The sequence below is a fragment of the Marinobacter sp. LV10MA510-1 genome, assembly GCF_002563885.1.
Taxonomy (GTDB): Bacteria; Pseudomonadota; Gammaproteobacteria; order Pseudomonadales; family Oleiphilaceae; genus Marinobacter.
In genome coordinates this window covers 1634863-1652919 of the sequence record NZ_PDJA01000001.1, presented here as the reverse complement: position 1 = coordinate 1652919, position 18057 = coordinate 1634863, and the positions used below count along the sequence as shown (strand labels likewise).

Here is an 18057-nt window from a genome sequence, read left to right as displayed (position 1 = left end):
ACTTGTGAATATTGTGCTAACTGGCGCGACCGGTTTTTTAGGTGCCCGTCTTGCGGATCAGATTGATCGGCAAGGCGACTTGAACCTGACCTATATTGTAAGGAGGGCGTTACCCGCAGGCGATAAGTGTGAGGTCGTTATGGGTAGCCTGGACGCCTGCACGGATTGGTCTGCAGCCCTGAAGAGCCAAGAAGTCGTTATTCATGCAGCCGCTCGGGTCCACATCATGAAAGAAGAGGTGGCGGACTCACTGGCGGAATACCGCAAAGTAAACGTTGAAGGAACCCTCAATCTTGCTCGCCAAGCCGGGGCTGCAGGGATAAGACGGTTTATCTTTATCAGTTCGATCAAAGTGAGCGGCGAGCAAACCGCCATAGGCCAGCCATTTTTTGCGGATGATGTACCATCACCCGAAGATTTCTACGGTATCTCCAAGCATGAGGCAGAGCAGGGTTTACGCCAGATAGCGGCCGAGACTGGGATGGAAGTCGTCGTCATTCGCCCGCCTCTGGTGTATGGCCCGGGTGTAAAAGGCAACTTTGCCAGCATGATCAAGCTGGTTGGCAAAGGCCTGCCGTTGCCGCTGGGTGCGGTGCATAACAAGCGTTCGCTTGTCGCTCTGGACAATCTTGTGGACTTGATCATCACCTGCATCGATCACCCCGGTGCAGCAAATGAGACGTTTCTGGTGAGTGACGGTGAGGACCTGTCCACAACCCAATTGCTTCAAGGCGTTGCCGAGGCGATGGGTAAGCCTTCACGGCTTATTCCGGTTCCTGCGGGCTTGCTACAATTTGGTGCCACCTTGCTGGGAAAAAAAGCTATGGCTCAGCGTTTGTTAGGATCTCTTCAGGTTGATATCAGCCACACCCGAAAGTGTTTAAACTGGACGCCTCCTCTTACTGTAAAGCAGGGCCTTCAGCGTTGTTTTCCCAATCAGCAGGATTGATTTTGTGATTCGTACCTTGGATTTTGTGTTTTCGTTACTCGGCCTGGTGTTTGGTTTCCCGGTGTTGCTGGCGCTTTGCGTTATTGGCTTGTTTGACACCGGCTCCCCTGTTTTTCGGCAGGAGCGGGTGGGGCGGGATAAAAAGCCGTTTACTTTGGTGAAGTTTCGCACTATGTCTGTAGACACAGCGTCGGTGGCCAGTCACTTGGCGAGCAGTTCTTCCATCACCAGGTTTGGGCAGTTTTTGCGCCGAACCAAGTTGGATGAGTTGCCGCAGCTTTGGAACGTGCTGAAAGGCGAGATGAGTCTTGTTGGGCCGCGCCCCTGTTTGTTTAATCAGGAAGAGCTGATTCAGCAGCGGGAACAGCGTGGGGTGTTAGCGGCGCGGCCGGGGGTTACCGGTTTGGCGCAGGTGAACGATATTGATATGTCGACGCCTGAGCTTCTAGCAACAACGGATGCCAAGATGCTGGTGAATCTGACGGTGCCGGCGTACTTCAAGTACATTTTCATGACGGTCTCCGGGAAGGGCTCTGGTGATCGTATTCCTGGTCGAGAGTAGTTTTGGCACGTTCGCCAGGAAGGCAAGAGGTCGCTATGTTTAATGCATTTCTTCAATTATCCCGCTTTAAAAAGCGCGTAATCTCCCTGTTTGTGGATTTTATCGCGCTTTCTTTTGCGCTCTGGGCGTCTTTTGCGTTGCGCCTGGACGTGGCTTTGTGGGAACCAAACAGAGCTCAGTTGCTGATTTCTCTGCTTACTGTTGTGTTTACGCTGGGTGTGTTCGTCCGGCTTGGTTTATATCGTGCTGTTATTCGCTACATGAGTGACCGGGCTTTTATAACCATCATCACCGGCGTTGCTGCCTCGACGCTGTTGCTGGTGTTACTTAGCTACAGCTTGAATGTGTTTGTTCCCCGTTCTGTTCCGCTAATCTACTCTGCGCTGGCGCTTATTTTTGTAGGTGGTAGCCGCATGAGTATGCGCATGTTGGTGCAATACTCTTCCGGGCGCGACAAAGAGCGCGTGGCGATTATAGGTGCCGGTCAAACCGGTGTTCAGTTGGCCAAAGCGTTACAGCAGGGTGACGAATACCACCCTGTCATGTTCATCAGTCTGATACCCGCCAACCACAAAACCTTGGTGGTGGGTTTGCCAGCGTTTGCGTTGAGCCATTTAAAAGACGCGGTGCGCAGCCTCCGTGTTGAGCGCTTGCTGTTGGCGGTGGATGCAGACATGGATGTAAATCGTCGCGAGTTGCTGACGCAGTTGGAAAAGCTGGAGTTGCCGGTACAAACCGTGCCGTCGTTTAGCGAAGTGATTGCCGGCCAGGCGCGCATTAATGACATTCGTGATCTTGAGATTGAGGACCTTTTGGGGCGTGATCCGGTGCGATCAGACAGCGCCCAGGTGGCGTCGTCGCTGTTTGGCCGTGCGGTGATGGTGACCGGCGCCGGTGGCTCCATTGGTTCGGAATTGTGCCGGCAGATTATTCGCCACCAGCCGAAATGCCTGGTGTTGTTTGAGCAGTCCGAGTTTGCCCTGTACGCCATTGAGCGCGAACTTCAGCAGATTAACGCTGCGGAAGGTTTGAATGTGTGTGTTCACCCGCTGTTGGGCAGTGTGGTGCACCGCCGCCGTTGTGAAGCGGTAATGCTTTCGTTTGGGGTACAAACGGTGTATCACGCGGCGGCTTACAAGCATGTGCCCCTGGTTGAGCACAATGTGATTGAGGGCGTGCAGAATAACGTGTTTGGTACGCTGCATACCGCAGAGGCGGCGGTGGCGGCGGGTGTTGAGCGTTTTGTGCTGATTTCAACCGACAAAGCGGTGCGCCCGACCAATGTGATGGGCGCCAGTAAGCGCATGGCAGAGCTGGTATTGCAGGGCTTGGCCCAGCGCCAGAGCGATACGGTGTTCTCGATGGTGCGTTTTGGCAATGTGCTGGGTTCGTCGGGTTCTGTGGTGCCTTTGTTCCGCGACCAGATAAGCAGCGGTGGGCCGGTTACGGTGACTCATCCGGACATTATTCGCTATTTCATGACCATCCCCGAAGCCAGCCAGCTGGTGCTGCAGGCCGGTAGCATGGGTGAGGGTGGCGAGGTGTTTGTGCTGGATATGGGCGAGCCGGTGAAAATTGCCGATTTGGCTCGCAAGATGATGCACTTAATGGGTCGCCGTGAAAGAACCGCCGAGCAGCCGGATGGCGAGATTGAATTGGTGTTCAGTGGTTTGCGTCCTGGTGAGAAACTATTCGAAGAACTGCTGATTGGTGATGATCCCCAAGGCACGGCACACCCGCGCATTATGATGGCCCGCGAAGTGTGTATGACCTGGCCAGAGGTTGCGGACACTATCAAGCAACTGCAACGCGCCAGCCATACGTTTGATTGTGAGGGTGCGCTGTCTGTTCTTAAAGCGGCACCGACGGGTTTTGCGCCTAATGGGGGTGTTGGGGATTTGGTGTGGAATTTGAACCCGCGGCCGTTGGTAGGCGATAAAGCCGGTAAAGCAGGGACAGATTTAAAATCTGTCCCGAGGGCGGGAAAAGAGAAGCTGGGACAGATTTGAAATCTGTCCCAAGGAGGAAGCCGAAGTAAAGCGGGGACAGATTTATAAATCTGTCCCCGGCCGGCTCTTGAAACCGGCAACAAGGAATTGTTCAGCCACCCGGAGTTTGTTCAGCAGTTGATCGAAGGGTTTACCCCGTTCGATGCGCCAAACACCGTTGAGTGGGGTTTTTGGTGTCGAGAACGCTGGCCACAGCTGGGAATCTTTGCAGCAGGCAGTGGATCGGGTTGTGGCGATCATACAGTCGGACCCAAACAAGGATCGTACCGACAGAATCATTACCCGCTGGCTCAAACGCCATTTGCAGCGACTTGGAGCTGAAGTACACCTGGATCAGCTCAACAGTTTGGTGGAGGACAGAGATATGTTGGCAGACAATTTAGAGAATTTAGTGAAGAAAGAACGGCTTGAAGGACGTCAGGAAGGGCGTCAGGAGGGCGATTGGCGCGCATTAGAAGAAAAACGTAAAACCGTTCGTCATCTTCTTTCATTTGGCGTGCTCAGTAACGATCAGATTGCGGCAGCGACGGGGTTATCGGTTGACGAGATCGTCAAGCTGCGCATTGAAGACAAGCATTAACAGAAGAAAAGCGGGGACAGATTTAAAATCTGTCCTCAGGGAATAAAGCGGACAGCCAGGGACAGACTTGAAGTCTGTCCCTGGCCGGCTTCTGAAACCGGCAACAAGGAGGTTGTTATGATCAATATTTCCCACCACGGCGCCGTTTCTGGCTCCTGCCACGAGCTGAGCATTATCCCTTCTAACCGATCGTATCCCTCCTCCGGTATTCTGATTGACTGCGGCTTGTTTCAGGGCGCAGACCCACTAACCACAAAACCTTGATTGTGGGTTTGCCGGCGTTTGCGTTGAGCCACTTGGAAGAGGCGGTGAGCAGTCTGCGTGTTGAGCGCTTGCTGTTGGCGGTGGACGCGGATATGGACGTGAACCGTCGCGAGTTGCTGACGCAGCTGGAAAAGCTGGAGTTGCCGGTACAAACCGTTCCGTCGTTCAGTGAAGTAATCGCCGGTCAGGCGCGCATTAACGACATTCGCGATTTGGAAATTGAAGACCTGCTGGGGCGTGATCCGGTGCGGCCAGACAACGCTCAGGTGGCATCGTCGCTGTTCGATCGTTCGGTAATGGTCACCGGCGCCGGTGGTTCAATTGGTTCTGAGTTGTGCCGGCAGATTATCCGCCATCAGCCCAAATGTCTGGTGCTGTTCGAGCAATCAGAATTTGCCCTGTACGCCATTGAGCGCGAGCTTCAGCAGATTAATCTCGCGGAAGGTCTGAATGTGTGTGTTCACCCATTGTTGGGCAGTGTGGTGCACCGTCGGCGCTGCGAAGCGGTAATGCGCTCGTTTGGGGTGCAAACGGTATATCACGCGGCGGCGTACAAGCATGTGCCGCTGGTAGAGCACAACGTGATTGAAGGCGTGCAGAATAACGTATTTGGAACATTGCACACGGCCGAGGCGGCTGTTGCGGCCGGCGTTGAGTTGTTTGTGCTGATTTCTACCGATAAGGCGGTAAGGCCCACCAACGTGATGGGTGCCAGTAAGCGCATGGCGGAGTTGGTGTTGCAGGGGCTGGCCCAGCGCCAGAGCGACACGGTTTTCTCTATGGTGCGTTTTGGTAATGTGCTGGGCTCATCGGGCTCTGTGGTGCCTTTGTTTCGGGATCAGATTAGCAGCGGGGGCCCGGTGACGGTTACCCACCCGGACATTATTCGCTATTTCATGACCATCCCCGAAGCCAGCCAACTGGTGCTGCAGGCCGGCAGTATGGGCCAGGGTGGCGAGGTGTTTGTGCTGGATATGGGCGAGCCGGTGAAAATTGCCGATTTGGCTCGCAAGATGATGCACTTGATGGGCCGCCGTGAAAGAACCGCCGAGCAGCCGGATGGCGAGATAGAACTGGTGTTCAGTGGCTTGCGCCCCGGTGAGAAACTGTTTGAAGAGCTGTTGATTGGTGACGACCCCCAAGGCACTGCACACCCGCGCATTATGATGGCCCGTGAAGTGTGTATGACCTGGCCCGAGGTAGCCGACACCATCAAGCAACTGCAACGCGCCAGCCATACGTTTGATTGTGAGGGTGCGCTGTCTGTTCTTAAAACGGCACCGACGGGTTTTGCGCCTAATGGGGGTGTTGGGGATTTGGTGTGGAATTTGAATCCGCGGCCGTTGGTGGCCGATAAAGCCGGTACAGCCGGTAAAGCCGGGACAGATTTAAAATCTGTCCCGAAGGCGGAAGCTGAAGTAAAGCGGGGACAGACTTTAAGTCTGTCCCCAGGGAATAAGGTCCTGAACGGCTGGTCGTCCAGTTCAAACTGCAAAGCAACCTCGAAGTCTTGTCCGCCGTAAAAAACGCCCAAGATGGAAACATGCATGGCAGTAACCGTTCATTCCAAGACGTCCTGCCACCCCGGTGAATTTCTTTCTACAGTAACCTTACATTTCCCAGCACGAGGTTATCCCAATGAGAAAATACCGTCCCCAGGAGCAATGGCAGGGACTAAGCGCTCTCTCTTTCGGCTTGACCCCGCTCAGTTGGTTCACTAAATTACTGTTTAAATACAATAAATGGACGAAAGGTATGGATGGACCCAAGCGAGTGAGCCACGACCAGAATTTCAAGAACCTTATCATCGATTATCCACGGCAAGCCATTGAGCTTTTCAGCCCGGAAGAAGCCAGGCACATTGGCCCGAAAGCACGGGTTGTTCCCTTGCGCCAAGAGCAGTTAAAAGAGCGGTTTGGTGAGCGTTTTCGCGAGCTGGATGTCCCGTTGATGGTGGAATGGCCGGGCGGTGAGCGTGAAGCGCTATTGTTCGTGCTTGAGGAGGAAACCGACCCCGACCGCTTTTCGATACACCGCCTGGCCCATTATTGCCTGGATTTGTCGGAACTCTGTAAGACCAGTCGGGTGGTGCCAGTGGTGATTTTCCTGAACACTCGCGGCAGCGAACCTGTTCAACTGAATTTGGGTGGTGACTGCCATGAGTACCTGAGATTCCACTACATTCGCTGTGCCCTGCAGGAATTGAATGCCGAGGACTACTGGGAAAGCAGCAATTTGATCGCCCGGCTGTGTCTGAACCTGATGAAATGGGAAGAGGAGCAGAAGCTGGAAGTCTACGCCCGCGCCGTACGGGGTCTGAGCACGCTGGAGCCAGACCCCGAGAAGCAATTGAAGTATATTGACTTCATCGACATCTACTCAGCCTTGGATGATAATGAAATGGAACAATATAAAGCGCAATACCCGCAGGAGAGCAACACCATGGCCACCTTGAGTGAGCGGTTACGAGCGGAAGGCATGCAACAAGGCATGCAACAAGGCATGCAGCAAGGCATGCAACAAGGCATGCAGCAAGGCATGCAACAAGGCATGCAGCAAGGTGAGGCCGCTGCTTTGAAAAAGCTGATCAGCCTGAAATTCGGTGAGCTTCCCCGCTGGGCCGAAGCGCAAATTCAATCTGCCGGTGTTCCAGAACTGGAGGTCTGGCTGGAAGCTATATTGACCTCGGATACGTTGGAGTCATTACTGAATCGGCATTAACGAAAGAGCTTAGCCCCTCTTTTGCGTTGCGCCTTGGCGTGGCCTTGTGGGAGCCAAACAAGGCTCAGCTGCTGATTTCTCTGCTTACTGTGGTGTTTACGCTGGGCGTGTTTGTCCGCCTTGGGTTGTATCGCGCCGTTATTCGCTACATGAGCGACCGGGCTTTCATAACCATCATCACCGACGGGTTTTTCGCCTAATGGGGGTGTTGAGGATTTGGTGTGGAATTTGAATCCGCAGCCTGTGGTAGGCGGGGCCGGGACAGCCGATAAAGCCGGGACAGATTTGAAATCTGTCCCGAGGGCGGGAAAAGAGAAGCTGGGACAGATTTGAAATCTGTCCCAGAGATACCAAAGCAGGGACAGACTTTAACCTGCTGAAAAACCTGAGCGTGGTATAATAAGATTTGCTGAGTCAGGAGGACGCATGGCAACGAATCACCACGACACCGGTTACAAGGAATTGTTCAGCCACCCGGAGTTTGTTCAGCAATTGATGGAAGGCTTTGCGCCGATCGAGATTGCGCAGCTGATGAACTTCAGCACGCTCAAGAACCATAGTGGTAACTACATCACGCCGTTGTTCGAGGAAAAATTTGAAGACGTGGTGTGGTCGGTAGAGGTGACATGGGAGGGCATCACTCAACGGGTGTTTCTTTACATCTTGCTTGAGTTTCAGTCCAAAATAGACAGCACCATGCCGCTGCGACTGATGCACTACGTGGCGTGCTTTTACGATCATTTGTTGAAAACCCGAGAAACAACGGTGCGCCAAGGCCTACCACCAATTTTTCCGATGGTGCTGTACAACGGCTCTCAGCGCTGGTCCGCTCGTCAGGACATTTACGACATGGTTCAGCCGGCACCACCAGAGTTCTTACGAGTGTACCAACCGCATCTGCGTTATTACCTGATTGACGAAGGGCGCTACACTGATGAAGAATTGATCAGCAAGCAAACGCCGTTAAGTGGCATATTTGGGGTTGAGAACGCCGGCCATAGCTGGGAAGCCCTGCAGCAGGCGGTGGATCGGATTGTAGAAATTGTCAAAGCTGACCCGAACAAAGATCGTGTAGACAAGATCATTACTCGTTGGATTAAGCGCCATTTACAGAGGGTGGCTCCCAAGGCCAGGCTTAATTTGGATCGGATGAGCAGTTTGGTGGAGGATAGAAATATGTTGGCAGAAAATCTGGAGAATCTGGTCAAGAAAGAGCGGCTTGAGGGCCGCCAAGAGGGCCGCCAAGAGGGTCGCCAGAAGGGTCGTCAGGAGGGCGATAGGCGCGCGTTAGAAGAAAAACGTAAAACCGTTCGTCATCTTCTGTCATTTGGCGTGCTGAGTAACGATCAGATTGCGGTAGCGACGGGGTTGTCGGTCGACGAGATCGACAAGCTGCGAATTGAAGACAAGCATTAATAGAAGAAAAGCAGGGACAGATTTGAAATCTGTCCCCAGGGAGTAAAGCCAGCACCAAAGTGGGGACAGACTTTAAGTCTGTCCCCGGCCGGCTCTTGAAACCGGCAACAAGGAATTGTTCAGCCACCCGGAGTTTGTTCAGCAGTTGATCGAAGGGTTTGCCCCGTTCGATGCGCCAGACACCGTTAAGTGGCATATTTGGCGTCGAGAATGCCGGCCACAGCTGGGAGGCTTTGCAGCAGGCGGTGGATCGGGTTGTGGCGATCATACAGTCGGACCCAAATAAGGATCGTACCGACAGAATCATTACCCGCTGGCTCAAGCGCCATTTGCAGCGATTCGGGGCTGAAGTACACCTGGATCAGCTCAACAGTTTGGTGGAGGACAGAGATATGTTGGCAGACAATTTAGAGAATTTAGTGAAGAAAGAACGGCTTGAAGGACGTCAGGAAGGGCGTCAGGAAACCGCACGTAACCTGATCAACCGTACTGAAATGAATGACCAGATGATCGCAGAGATTGCTGGTTTAACGATTGATGAGGTCAGCCAGTTGCGTTCAGCGATCAAGCACTGACCGAAACTCAATGTGAGTTACGAACATGACAAGGGCAGTCAACGGGTTGCCCTTGCTGCATTTATAATCCAATGGCACGACAGAGCTTGCTTAAGTCATGGACAGGCACTAGCCCTGGCATATATGGCCATACTGGCGAGAATCTCTGTCCTCCCAATGTGAACGCATGCGCCTGCCGCGCATGGTCCTTCGTGCTTGATAACTACCTCATCACCGCCGTGGGAACAGTCCCGAAGATTAAGCTCTCATCCTTCTACTGAGCTACTATACTGAACGGGCCCTTTTCCCAATGGCCGTCCTTCACCGAGGATGAGGCCAACACGACATTTAATAGGGTAGATCTATGATTCGATATCAAAAAATTTGCGAACAACTCGCGTCTACTCCATCAACGTGGCTGGTAACGGGAGTTGCGGGGTTTATAGGCTCTAATCTTTTAGAGCATCTGTTAAAGCTTAATCAAAAGGTAGTAGGTCTCGATAATTTCGCAACGGGTCACCAGCGCAATCTGGATGAAGTAAAGTCGTTGGTCGGCGCCGAGCAATGGTCGCAATTCACCTTCATTGAAGGTGATATTTGTAACTCGCAAGATTGCCAGAAAGCTTGCGAGGGCGTCGATTATGTCCTGCACCAGGCGGCTCTTGGTTCGGTGCCGCGCTCGATTAATGATCCTGTTGCTACGAACGCGACCAATATCTCGGGCTTCCTGAATATGTTGGTTGCTGCGCGTGATGCAGAGGTGAAGAGCTTCACTTATGCTGCCAGCAGTTCAACCTACGGCGACCATCCGGCGCTGCCAAAGGTTGAAGAGAATATTGGCAAACCGCTGTCGCCTTATGCGGTGACCAAGTACGTGAACGAGCTGTATGCGGATGTTTTCGCCACAACTTACGGATTCAAGACAATTGGCCTGCGCTACTTCAATGTGTTCGGTAAGCGCCAGGATCCCAACGGCGCCTATGCGGCGGTTATCCCTAAGTGGACAGCGGCCATGGTGAGTGGAGAGGATGTGTTCATCAATGGGGATGGGGAAACCAGCCGGGATTTCTGTTTCATTGAGAATGCGGTTCAGGCCAACATTCTGGCGGCGACGGCGGATGAGGCTGCGAAGAATGAGGTATACAACGTGGCGGTTGGGGATCGCACTACGCTTAATATCTTGTTCAATTCGCTGAAAGGTGCTTTGGCTGAGAATGGCGTGGTGTACGAGAAACCGCCAGTTTACCGTGATTTCCGGCCTGGGGATGTACGTCACTCTCAGGCAGATATTGGCAAGGCGGCTAACAAGCTCGGGTATGCGCCGGACTACCGAATTAGCGCGGGTATTGCTAAGGCGATGCCGTGGTATCTTGGTGACTTACGCTGATTTCACCGGCTGAATTCACGCTGGTTAGCACTAATCATGTTAATTAATGGACTGACCCCATGAAAAAAATCGCAATCATTGGCCTTGGTTATGTTGGCCTGCCCCTGGCTGTTGCTTTCGGTGAGAAACGCCAGGTTGTTGGTTTCGACATCAATACCAAACGCATTGCCGAGCTTAGAAATGGTAAGGACTTCACGTGCGAAGTTTCTCCGGAGGAGATGGCTGCAGCAGCTCAGCTATCATTCTCCAATTCTTTGGACGATATTTCCGATTGCACGATATTCATTGTAACCGTGCCTACGCCGATAGATGACTTCAAAACGCCGGATCTTACGCCGCTGGTGAAGGCGAGTGAGAGCGTGGGTAAGGTGCTGAAAATTGGCGATATCGTGATTTATGAATCCACGGTTTATCCTGGCGCCACTGAGGAAGTGTGTGTGCCGGTGCTGGAGCGGGTGTCTGGCCTTAAGTTCAATGCGGATTTCTACGCCGGTTACAGCCCGGAGCGAATCAATCCCGGGGATAAGGAACATCGGGTGACCACGATTATGAAGGTCACTTCCGGCTCTACCCCCGCCATTGCCGGGGAAGTGGATGCCCTGTATGCGGGCATCGTTACTGCAGGCACCCATAAAGCCAGTTCCATTCGAGTGGCGGAGGCGGCCAAGGTGATCGAGAACACCCAGCGGGATTTGAACATTGCCTTGATGAATGAGCTGGCGATGCTCTTTGCCCGGTTGGGGATTGATACGCATGAGGTGCTGGCAGCAGCTGGTACCAAGTGGAACTTCATGCCCTTCAAGCCGGGCCTGGTGGGTGGCCACTGCATCGGTGTGGATCCTTATTACCTGACTCATAAGGCGCAGGCAGTTGGCTATCACCCGGAGGTTATCCTGGCGGGCCGACGGGTGAACGACGGTATGGGCGCGTACGTAGCCTCTGGGTTGGTGAAATCGATGATCAAGGCCGGCCAAACCGTCGCCAATGCTCGTGTGCTGGTGATGGGCTTCGCGTTCAAGGAGAACTGCCCGGATCTGCGCAACACCCGTGTGATTGACGTGGTGAAAGAACTGAAGGAATTTGGTTGCCAGGTGGATATTACCGATTGTTGGGCCGACAGCGCGCAAGCTGAGCACGAATACGGCGTCAGCCTGACGGCGCAGCCAGAAAAGGGCGGTTATGACGGTGTGGTTCTGGCGGTTCCGCACCGGGAGTATGCGGCGATGAGTGTGGGTGATTTGCGAGGCTATATGAAACAAGGGGGAATTCTGTATGACCTCAAAGGCGTGTTGCCCCTGGGTGAGGCGGACTTGCGGCTTTAATGGCAGGTACAGTAAAGCGGACAGCCGGGACAGATTTGAAATCTGTCCCGAAGGCGGAAGCTGAAGTAAAGCGGGGACAAACTTTAAGTCTGTCCCCAGGGAATAAGGTCCTAAACGGCTAGTCGTCCAGTTCAAACTGCAAAGCAACCTCGAAGTCTTGTCCGCCGTAAAAAACGCCCAAGATGAAAACGTGCTTGTCATCCACAGCAAATGCGATTACGGCCCGCTTGCAGTAGTTTGTGATTCGCAGTCCGGGCCGTATGTCGTCACGTTGGTTTCCTCGATGTGGAAACGTCTGTAGATCTTCACAGTGGGTTACGATGGCGTCTGTATAGCGTTTAGCAATTTCCGGTGAAGCCTTCGTGGCAATATAGCGATAGAGCACCGCCAGCTGTTCCATCGCTTCCGGTGTAAACTCAACGGTGTACACCATTACGTTTGTGAAGTGGAGTTCTGGTGTTCTGCTGATAACCGGGCGCGCACTTGGTCGACATTGAGCGCGCGCGTTGGGTCAGCCTTCAATGCATCGTAAGCAGGGGCTACTTGACCGACGAGCCAGTTCTCCAAGGCACTGTCACGGGCCAGGAGCGCCCGCAAGCCATCGCGAATCACTTCGCTTTCAGTGGCGTATTCGCCAGCGGCAACCTTGGCTTTTACTACGTCGGCCATCTGGTTGGGTAGAGTAATGCTGAATTGTTGAGTGGTACGCATGACGGGCCTCCCACATAAGATAGGATTTAATCCTACTCCATCCTGCGGAGATAATCACGGTTGCAAGGGACAGATTTCTAAATCTGTCCCCGAGAACATCCAGTTCCACCTGCTGAAAATCCTGAGCGTGGTATAGTAAAATTTGCTGAGTCAGGAGGACGCATGGCAACGAATCACCACGACACCGGTTACAAGGAATTGTTCAGCCACCCGGAGTTTGTTCAGCAGTTGATCGAAGGGTTTGCCCCGTTCGAGATTGCGGATCTGATGGACTTCAGTACACTCAAGAATCACAGCGGCAATTACATCACCCCGCTGTTCGAGGAGAAGTTCGAAGACGTCGTGTGGTCTGTCGAGATCACTCGGGAGGGCGTGCCTCAGCAGGTGTATTTGTATATTCTGCTGGAGTTTCAATCCCGGGTTGATCGCGCCATGCCAATCCGGTTGATGCACTATGTGGCCTGTTTCTACGACCACCTGCTGAAGAACAAGGTGACAACACCAAAAGGTGGGTTGCCGCCAGTATTCCCTATCGTGCTTTACAATGGTTCGCAGCGCTGGACCGCAGAGCAGGATGTTTACGAGATGGTGCAGCCGGAACCTCCTGCTTTCTTGCGTGTCTATCAACCACACTTGCGGTATTACCTGGTGGATGAAGGACGTTATACTGATGAAGAGTTGGGCTTGCGCCAGACACCGTTGAGTGGGGTCTTTGGCGTCGAGAATGCCGGCCACAGCTGGGAGGCTTTGCAGCAGGCGGTGGATCGGGTTGTGGCGATCATACAGTCGGACCCAAATAAGGATCGTACCGACAGAATCATTACCCGCTGGCTCAAGCGCCATTTGCAGCGACTCGGGGCTGAAGTACACCTGGATCAGCTCAACAGTTTGGTGGAGGACAGAGATATGTTGGCAGAGAATTTGGAGAACTTGGTTAAGAAAGAACGGTTTGAAGGCATGCTGGCAGGGCGTCAAGAAGGGCGTCAAGAAGGTCGCCAAGAAGGTGAGCACATGAAGGCTGAACAAATTGCCCGTAACCTGATTGCGATGGGTCTGCTGACCGATGCTCAAATTGCGACAGCTTCTGGCTTGTCCGATGATGAGGTCAAGGTACTTCGTAAAGAGCAGAAACACTGATAACTCTGCCATAGTCAGACGACGCGCGCATCGCGCCGCGCATGGACAGGCATCCCCTCCTTTCTCGGCGTTCTTTACGTCAAACGCATGGCGGACAGGCACTCATATTGGTCAGAAACCCGTATTTATTTTTGCATCGTGCCCTTGTAGTCGAAGAACTACACTGTGTTTATCCGCACATTCTACGGGGCCATCAGCCTCTACGTGCTATCATATTTTTTTGTTGCTCATGGCAAGAAGAGGTTTGTATGTACGCAATCGAGTTTGAAGCTGACATTCAGAATGGCGTCGTTAAAATTCCCCCGGAGTACGCTCGTCTCAGAAATATCCATGCCCGAGTGGTTGTGATGGTCGGGGAGTCAAAGGCGAATGCCGAGGTAATGGCGTTTTCCCGGCATTCAGCGAACGCTATCGAGGAATGGCAAGACGAGGCCGAGGACGATGTATGGACCTGACCCCAGGGGAGGTGTTGCTGTGTGAGTTCTATTTTTCGGACTTCCAGACTAGCAAACGTCGGCCAGTGATTGTGTTTAAAGATAACCTGCCGTTTGATGACTTTGTTGGCATACCGGTTAGCAGTCAGACTTTGCGGCTGCATGATGATGAATTTATTCTGGAGCCATCCGATATGGCGCTGGGAGCTTTGCCAAAGCGTTCGAAGATCATGGTTCGTAAAACGTTTGTTATTTCGCGGCAGGTCATTGTAAAAAAGTATGGTCAGTTGTCGGATGTGCGGTTTCAGCGGCTGCACGAAGATTTTTGCCATTTTTTCGGGTGCTGCTCATAAACAGGCAGCCCATGACCAATCTCATCTACCAGTGCCCTCCACAGCAACCCGCAAAGCCCTTCTGTGCAATATTCATCATTAGTCGTGGAAATATTGTCGTGGACAGGCACTTACTCTCCGCCGGTCAGCCCATCAGGACATTTACGAGATGGTGCAAAGTAGGGGACGGATTTGAAATCCGTCCCCAGTTTAGATCTGCAGCAGCCAACCACACCTTCGCTATTACCTGATTGACGAGGGGCGTTACACTGATGAGGAATTAGGCTGACATGGTTCAGCCGGCACCACCAGAGTTCTTACGAGTGTACCAACCGCATCTGCGTTATTACCTGATTGACGAAGGGCGCTACACTGATGAAGAATTGATCAGCAAGCAAACGCCGTTAAGTGGCATATTTGGGGTTGAGAACGCCGGCCATAGCTGGGAAGCCCTGCAGCAGGCGGTGGATCGGATTGTAGAAATTGTCAAAGCTGACCCGAACAAAGATCGCGTAGACAAGATCGTTACTCGTTGGATTAAGCGCCATTTACAGAGGGTGGCTCCCAAGGCCAGGCTTAATTTGGATCGGATGAGCAGTTTGGTGGAGGATAGAAATATGTTGGCAGAAAATCTGGAGAATCTGGTCAAGAAAGAGCGGCTTGAGGGTCGCCAAGAGGGTCGCCAAGAGGGTCGCCAAGAGGGTCGTCAGGAGGGTGATAGGCGCGCGTTAGAAGAAAAACGTAAAACCGTTCGTCATCTTCTTTCATTTGGCGTGCTGAGTAACGATCAGATTGCGGTAGCGACGGGGTTGTCGGTCGACGAGATCGTCAAGCTGCGAATTGAAGACAAGCATTAATAGAAGAAAAGCAGGGACAGATTTAAAATCTGTCCCCAGGGAGTAAAGCGGATAGCCGGGACAGATTTGAAATCTGTCCCGAAGGCGGAAGCTGAAGTAAAGCGGGGACAGACTTTAAGTCTGTCCCCGGGGAATAAGGTCCTGAACGGCTGGTCGTCCAGTTCAAACTGCAAAGCAACCTCGAAGTCTTGTCCGCCGTAAAAAACGCCCAAGATGGAAACATGCATGGCAGTAACCGTTCATTCCAAGACGTCCTGCCACCCCGGTGAATTTCTTTCTACAGTAACCTTACATTTCCCAGCACGAGGTTATCCCAATGAGAAAATACCGTCCCCAGGAGCAATGGCAGGCCTTAGTTGATCAACAACGTGACAGCGGTTTGTCGGCCACGCAATTTTGCAAGCAGGAGGACATCGGCTATGCACCGAGCCCACCGACATGCGCAAATCGTTCCGGGGTCTGAGCGCCCTGGTTCGAAATCAACTCAAATACGATCCGCTCAGCGGCCAGTATTTCGTCTTCGTCAACCGTCGCAAAACCCAGATGAAGATGTTGTATTTTAATCGCACCGGTTATTGCTTGTGTGCCAAGCGGCTGGAACAAGGGCCGTTCCGGGTGCCGTCCTCCGCCGCGGGTGATCGGGTGCCTGGCAGGGACTAAGTGCTCTCTCTTTCGGCTTGACCCCGCTCAGTTGGTTCACTAAATTACTGTTTAAATACAATAAATGGACGAAAGGTATGGATGGACCCAAGCGAGTGAGCCACGACCAGAATTTCAAGAACCTTATCATCGATTATCCACGGCAAGCCATTGAGCTTTTCAGCCCGGAAGAAGCCAGGCACATTGGCCCGAAAGCACGGGTTGTTCCCTTGCGCCAAGAGCAGTTAAAAGAGCGGCTTGGTGAGCGTTTTCGCGAGCTGGATGTCCCGTTGATGGTGGAATGGCCGGGCGGTGAGCGTGAAGCGCTATTGTTCGTGCTTGAGGAGGAAACCGACCCCGACCGCTTTTCGATACACCGCCTGGCCCATTATTGCCTGGATTTGTCGGAACTCTGTAAGACCAGTCGGGTGGTGCCAGTGGTGATTTTCCTGAACACTCGCGGCAGCGAACCTGTTCAACTGAATTTGGGTGGTGACTGCCATGAGTACCTGAGATTCCACTACATTCGCTGTGCCCTGCAGGAATTGAATGCCGAGGACTACTGGGAAAGCAGCAATTTGATCGCCCGGCTGTGTCTGAACCTGATGAAATGGGAAGAGGAGCAGAAGCTGGAAGTCTACGCCCGCGCCGTACGGGGTCTGAGCACGCTGGAGCCAGACCCCGAGAAGCAATTGAAGTATATTGACTTCATCGACATCTACTCAGCCTTGGATGATAATGAAATGGAACAATATAAAGCGCAATACCCGCAGGAGAGCAACACCATGGCCACCTTGAGTGAGCGGTTACGAGCGGAAGGCATGCAACAAGGCATGCAACAAGGCATGCAGCAAGGCATGCAGCAAGGTGAGGCCGCCGCTTTGAAAAAGCTGATCAGCCTGAAATTCGGTGAGCTTCCCCGCTGGGCCGAAGCGCAAATTCAATCTGCCGGTGTTCCAGAACTGGAGGTCTGGCTGGAAGCTATATTGACCTCGGATACGTTGGAGTCATTACTGAATCGGCATTAACGAAAGAGCTTAGCCCCTCTTTTGCGTTGCGCCTCGACGTGGCCTTGTGGGAGCCAAACAAGGCTCAGCTGCTGATTTCTCTGCTTACTGTGGTGTTTACGCTGGGCGTGTTTGTCCGCCTTGGGTTGTATCGCGCCGTTATTCGCTACATGAGCGACCGGGCTATCATAACCATCATCACCGACGGGTTTTTCGCCTAATGGGGGTGTTGAGGATTTGGTGTGGAATTTGAATCCGCGGCCGTTGGCTGCCGGTACAGCCGGTAAAGCCGGGACAGATTTGAAATCTGTCCCGAGGGCGGGAAAAGAGAAGCTGGGACAGATTTGAAATCTGTCCCAAGGAGGAAACTAAAGTAAAGCGGGGACAGATTTATAAATCTGTCCCCAGCCGGCTCTTTAAACCGGCAACAAGGAATTGTTCAGCCACCCGGAGTTTGTTCAGCAGTTGATCGAAAGGTTTGCCCCGTTCGATGCGCTAGACACCGTTGAGTGGGGTCTTTGGCGTCGAGAATGCCGGCCACAGCTGGGAGGCTTTGCAGCAGGCGGTGGATCGGGTTGTGGCGATCATACAGTCGGACCCTAATAAGGATCGTACCGACAGAATCATTACCCGCTGGCTTAAGCGCCATTTGCAGCGACTCGGGGCTGAAGTACACCTGAATCAGCTCAACAGTTTGGTGGAGGACAGAGATATGTTGGCAGAGAATCTGGAAAATCTGGTTAAGAAAGAACGGCTTGAAGGCATGCTGGCAGGGCGTCAAGAAGGTCGTCAAGAAGGTCGCCAAGAAGGTGAGCACATGAAGGCTGAACAAATCGCCCATAACCTGATCAACCGCACCGAAATGGATAATCAGATGATTGCAGAGATTGCAGAGATTGCTGGTTTGACGGTTGATGAAGTTAGTCGGTTAAGGTCAGAGATCAAGCACTGACCGAAATTCAATGTGAATTACAAACATGACAAGGGCAGCCTATTGGCTGCCCTTGTTGTATCTATGTAGAGGTAACCACGACGCATCAACGCATCATGACGCATGCTCGTTCTTTCTGATTTTCATGGACAGGCACTCGTATTGGTCAGAAATCCGTATTTCTTTTTGCATCGTGCCCTTGTAGTCGAAGAACTACACTGTGTTGATGCTTGATATTAAACAGA

Annotated in this window: 22 protein-coding genes and 1 pseudogene; 21 read left to right on the top strand and 2 right to left on the bottom strand. The window is 52.7% G+C overall.

The features are described from left to right. The first annotated feature begins 4 nt into the window (after window positions 1-4). From ATI45_RS07950 to tviB, 12 genes and pseudogenes are all read left to right on the top strand, one after another. Complete coding sequence (locus tag ATI45_RS07950) at window positions 5-949, top strand: UDP-glucose 4-epimerase family protein (protein WP_098419011.1); 945 nt, start codon at window positions 5-7, stop codon at window positions 947-949. A 4-nt stretch (window positions 950-953) separates the two neighbouring features. After that, window positions 954-1511 carry a sugar transferase gene (locus tag ATI45_RS07945; RefSeq protein WP_098419010.1) on the top strand — a complete coding sequence of 186 codons (558 nt, stop codon included), beginning with the start codon at window positions 954-956 and terminating at the stop codon, window positions 1509-1511. A 35-nt stretch (window positions 1512-1546) separates the two neighbouring features. Then, window positions 1547-3520, top strand: a complete 1974-nt coding sequence (locus tag ATI45_RS07940) for a polysaccharide biosynthesis protein (protein WP_098419009.1) — start codon at window positions 1547-1549, stop codon at window positions 3518-3520. A gap of 142 nt (window positions 3521-3662) precedes the next feature. Further along, on the top strand, window positions 3663-4100 hold the full coding sequence (locus ATI45_RS07935) for a hypothetical protein (RefSeq protein ID WP_098419008.1): 438 nt from the start codon (window positions 3663-3665) through the stop codon (window positions 4098-4100). Window positions 4101-4217: 117 nt separating this feature from the next. Then, complete coding sequence (locus ATI45_RS22235; RefSeq protein WP_007351617.1) at window positions 4218-4364, top strand: hypothetical protein; 147 nt, start codon at window positions 4218-4220, stop codon at window positions 4362-4364. Then, window positions 4343-5887: pseudogene (locus ATI45_RS07930) on the top strand (polysaccharide biosynthesis protein); the annotation flags it as partial. The gene ATI45_RS22235 and the pseudogene ATI45_RS07930, both read left to right, overlap by 22 nt. A 232-nt stretch (window positions 5888-6119) precedes the next feature. Continuing rightward, window positions 6120-7085 carry a hypothetical protein gene (locus ATI45_RS07920; RefSeq protein ID WP_098419007.1) on the top strand — a complete coding sequence of 322 codons (966 nt, stop codon included), beginning with the start codon at window positions 6120-6122 and terminating at the stop codon, window positions 7083-7085. Window positions 7086-7129: 44 nt separating this feature from the next. Then, window positions 7130-7285, top strand: a complete 156-nt coding sequence (locus tag ATI45_RS22230; protein WP_179887979.1) for a hypothetical protein — start codon at window positions 7130-7132, stop codon at window positions 7283-7285. Window positions 7286-7511: 226 nt separating this feature from the next. Beyond that, entirely contained in the window at window positions 7512-8501 is a 990-nt protein-coding gene (locus ATI45_RS07915; protein ID WP_098419006.1) for an Rpn family recombination-promoting nuclease/putative transposase, read from the top strand. A 170-nt stretch (window positions 8502-8671) separates the two neighbouring features. Further along, window positions 8672-9076 (top strand): hypothetical protein, encoded by a 405-nt coding sequence (locus ATI45_RS07910; protein ID WP_098419005.1) that lies wholly within the window; start codon window positions 8672-8674, stop codon window positions 9074-9076. A 343-nt stretch (window positions 9077-9419) separates the two neighbouring features. Continuing rightward, on the top strand, window positions 9420-10442 hold the full coding sequence (locus tag ATI45_RS07900; RefSeq protein WP_098419004.1) for an SDR family oxidoreductase: 1023 nt from the start codon (window positions 9420-9422) through the stop codon (window positions 10440-10442). Window positions 10443-10501: 59 nt separating this feature from the next. Further along, entirely contained in the window at window positions 10502-11764 is a 1263-nt protein-coding gene (gene tviB, locus ATI45_RS07895) for a Vi polysaccharide biosynthesis UDP-N-acetylglucosamine C-6 dehydrogenase TviB (protein ID WP_098419003.1), read from the top strand. Between the two features lie 118 nt (window positions 11765-11882). Here the strand turns inward: tviB and ATI45_RS07890 are convergent, their stop codons facing one another. After that, a complete protein-coding gene (locus tag ATI45_RS07890; protein WP_098419002.1) occupies window positions 11883-12197 on the bottom strand; it encodes a type II toxin-antitoxin system RelE/ParE family toxin in 315 nt (104 codons plus the stop codon). Then, the gene (locus tag ATI45_RS07885; RefSeq protein WP_098419001.1) at window positions 12197-12475 is read right to left on the bottom strand and encodes a ribbon-helix-helix domain-containing protein; all 279 of its coding nucleotides are present in this window, start codon (window positions 12473-12475) and stop codon (window positions 12197-12199) included. Before ATI45_RS07885 ends, ATI45_RS07890 begins: the two co-directional genes overlap by 1 nt. Window positions 12476-12637: 162 nt before the next feature. On the opposite strand from ATI45_RS07885, the gene ATI45_RS07880 reads away from it, so the two are divergent. The 9 genes from ATI45_RS07880 to ATI45_RS07840 all read left to right on the top strand — a co-directional run bounded on the left by ATI45_RS07880 (window position 12638) and on the right by ATI45_RS07840 (window position 17833). Continuing rightward, window positions 12638-13612, top strand: a complete 975-nt coding sequence (locus ATI45_RS07880) for an Rpn family recombination-promoting nuclease/putative transposase (RefSeq protein WP_098419000.1) — start codon at window positions 12638-12640, stop codon at window positions 13610-13612. A gap of 248 nt (window positions 13613-13860) precedes the next feature. Continuing rightward, complete coding sequence (locus ATI45_RS07875; protein WP_007351631.1) at window positions 13861-14067, top strand: hypothetical protein; 207 nt, start codon at window positions 13861-13863, stop codon at window positions 14065-14067. Beyond that, a complete protein-coding gene (locus ATI45_RS07870) occupies window positions 14058-14399 on the top strand; it encodes a type II toxin-antitoxin system PemK/MazF family toxin (protein WP_098418999.1) in 342 nt (113 codons plus the stop codon). The genes ATI45_RS07875 and ATI45_RS07870 overlap by 10 nt, the downstream gene beginning before the upstream one ends. A gap of 269 nt (window positions 14400-14668) precedes the next feature. After that, window positions 14669-15235, top strand: coding sequence for a hypothetical protein (locus ATI45_RS07865; RefSeq protein ID WP_228735952.1), 567 nt, complete (start codon window positions 14669-14671; stop codon window positions 15233-15235). Window positions 15236-15551: 316 nt separating this feature from the next. After that, on the top strand, window positions 15552-15698 hold the full coding sequence (tnpA, locus tag ATI45_RS23300) for an IS66 family insertion sequence element accessory protein TnpA (protein WP_413772251.1): 147 nt from the start codon (window positions 15552-15554) through the stop codon (window positions 15696-15698). Beyond that, on the top strand, window positions 15674-15895 hold the full coding sequence (tnpB, locus tag ATI45_RS07850) for an IS66 family insertion sequence element accessory protein TnpB (protein WP_098418998.1): 222 nt from the start codon (window positions 15674-15676) through the stop codon (window positions 15893-15895). The genes tnpA and tnpB overlap by 25 nt, the downstream gene beginning before the upstream one ends. Before the next feature lie 77 nt (window positions 15896-15972). Further along, a complete protein-coding gene (locus tag ATI45_RS07845) occupies window positions 15973-16902 on the top strand; it encodes a hypothetical protein (protein WP_098418997.1) in 930 nt (309 codons plus the stop codon). Window positions 16903-16946: 44 nt separating this feature from the next. Then, the gene (locus ATI45_RS22225; RefSeq protein WP_179887981.1) at window positions 16947-17102 is read left to right on the top strand and encodes a hypothetical protein; all 156 of its coding nucleotides are present in this window, start codon (window positions 16947-16949) and stop codon (window positions 17100-17102) included. 284 nt (window positions 17103-17386) lie between these two features. Further along, window positions 17387-17833 carry a hypothetical protein gene (locus tag ATI45_RS07840; RefSeq protein ID WP_228705978.1) on the top strand — a complete coding sequence of 149 codons (447 nt, stop codon included), beginning with the start codon at window positions 17387-17389 and terminating at the stop codon, window positions 17831-17833. Window positions 17834-18057: the final 224 nt, after the last annotated feature.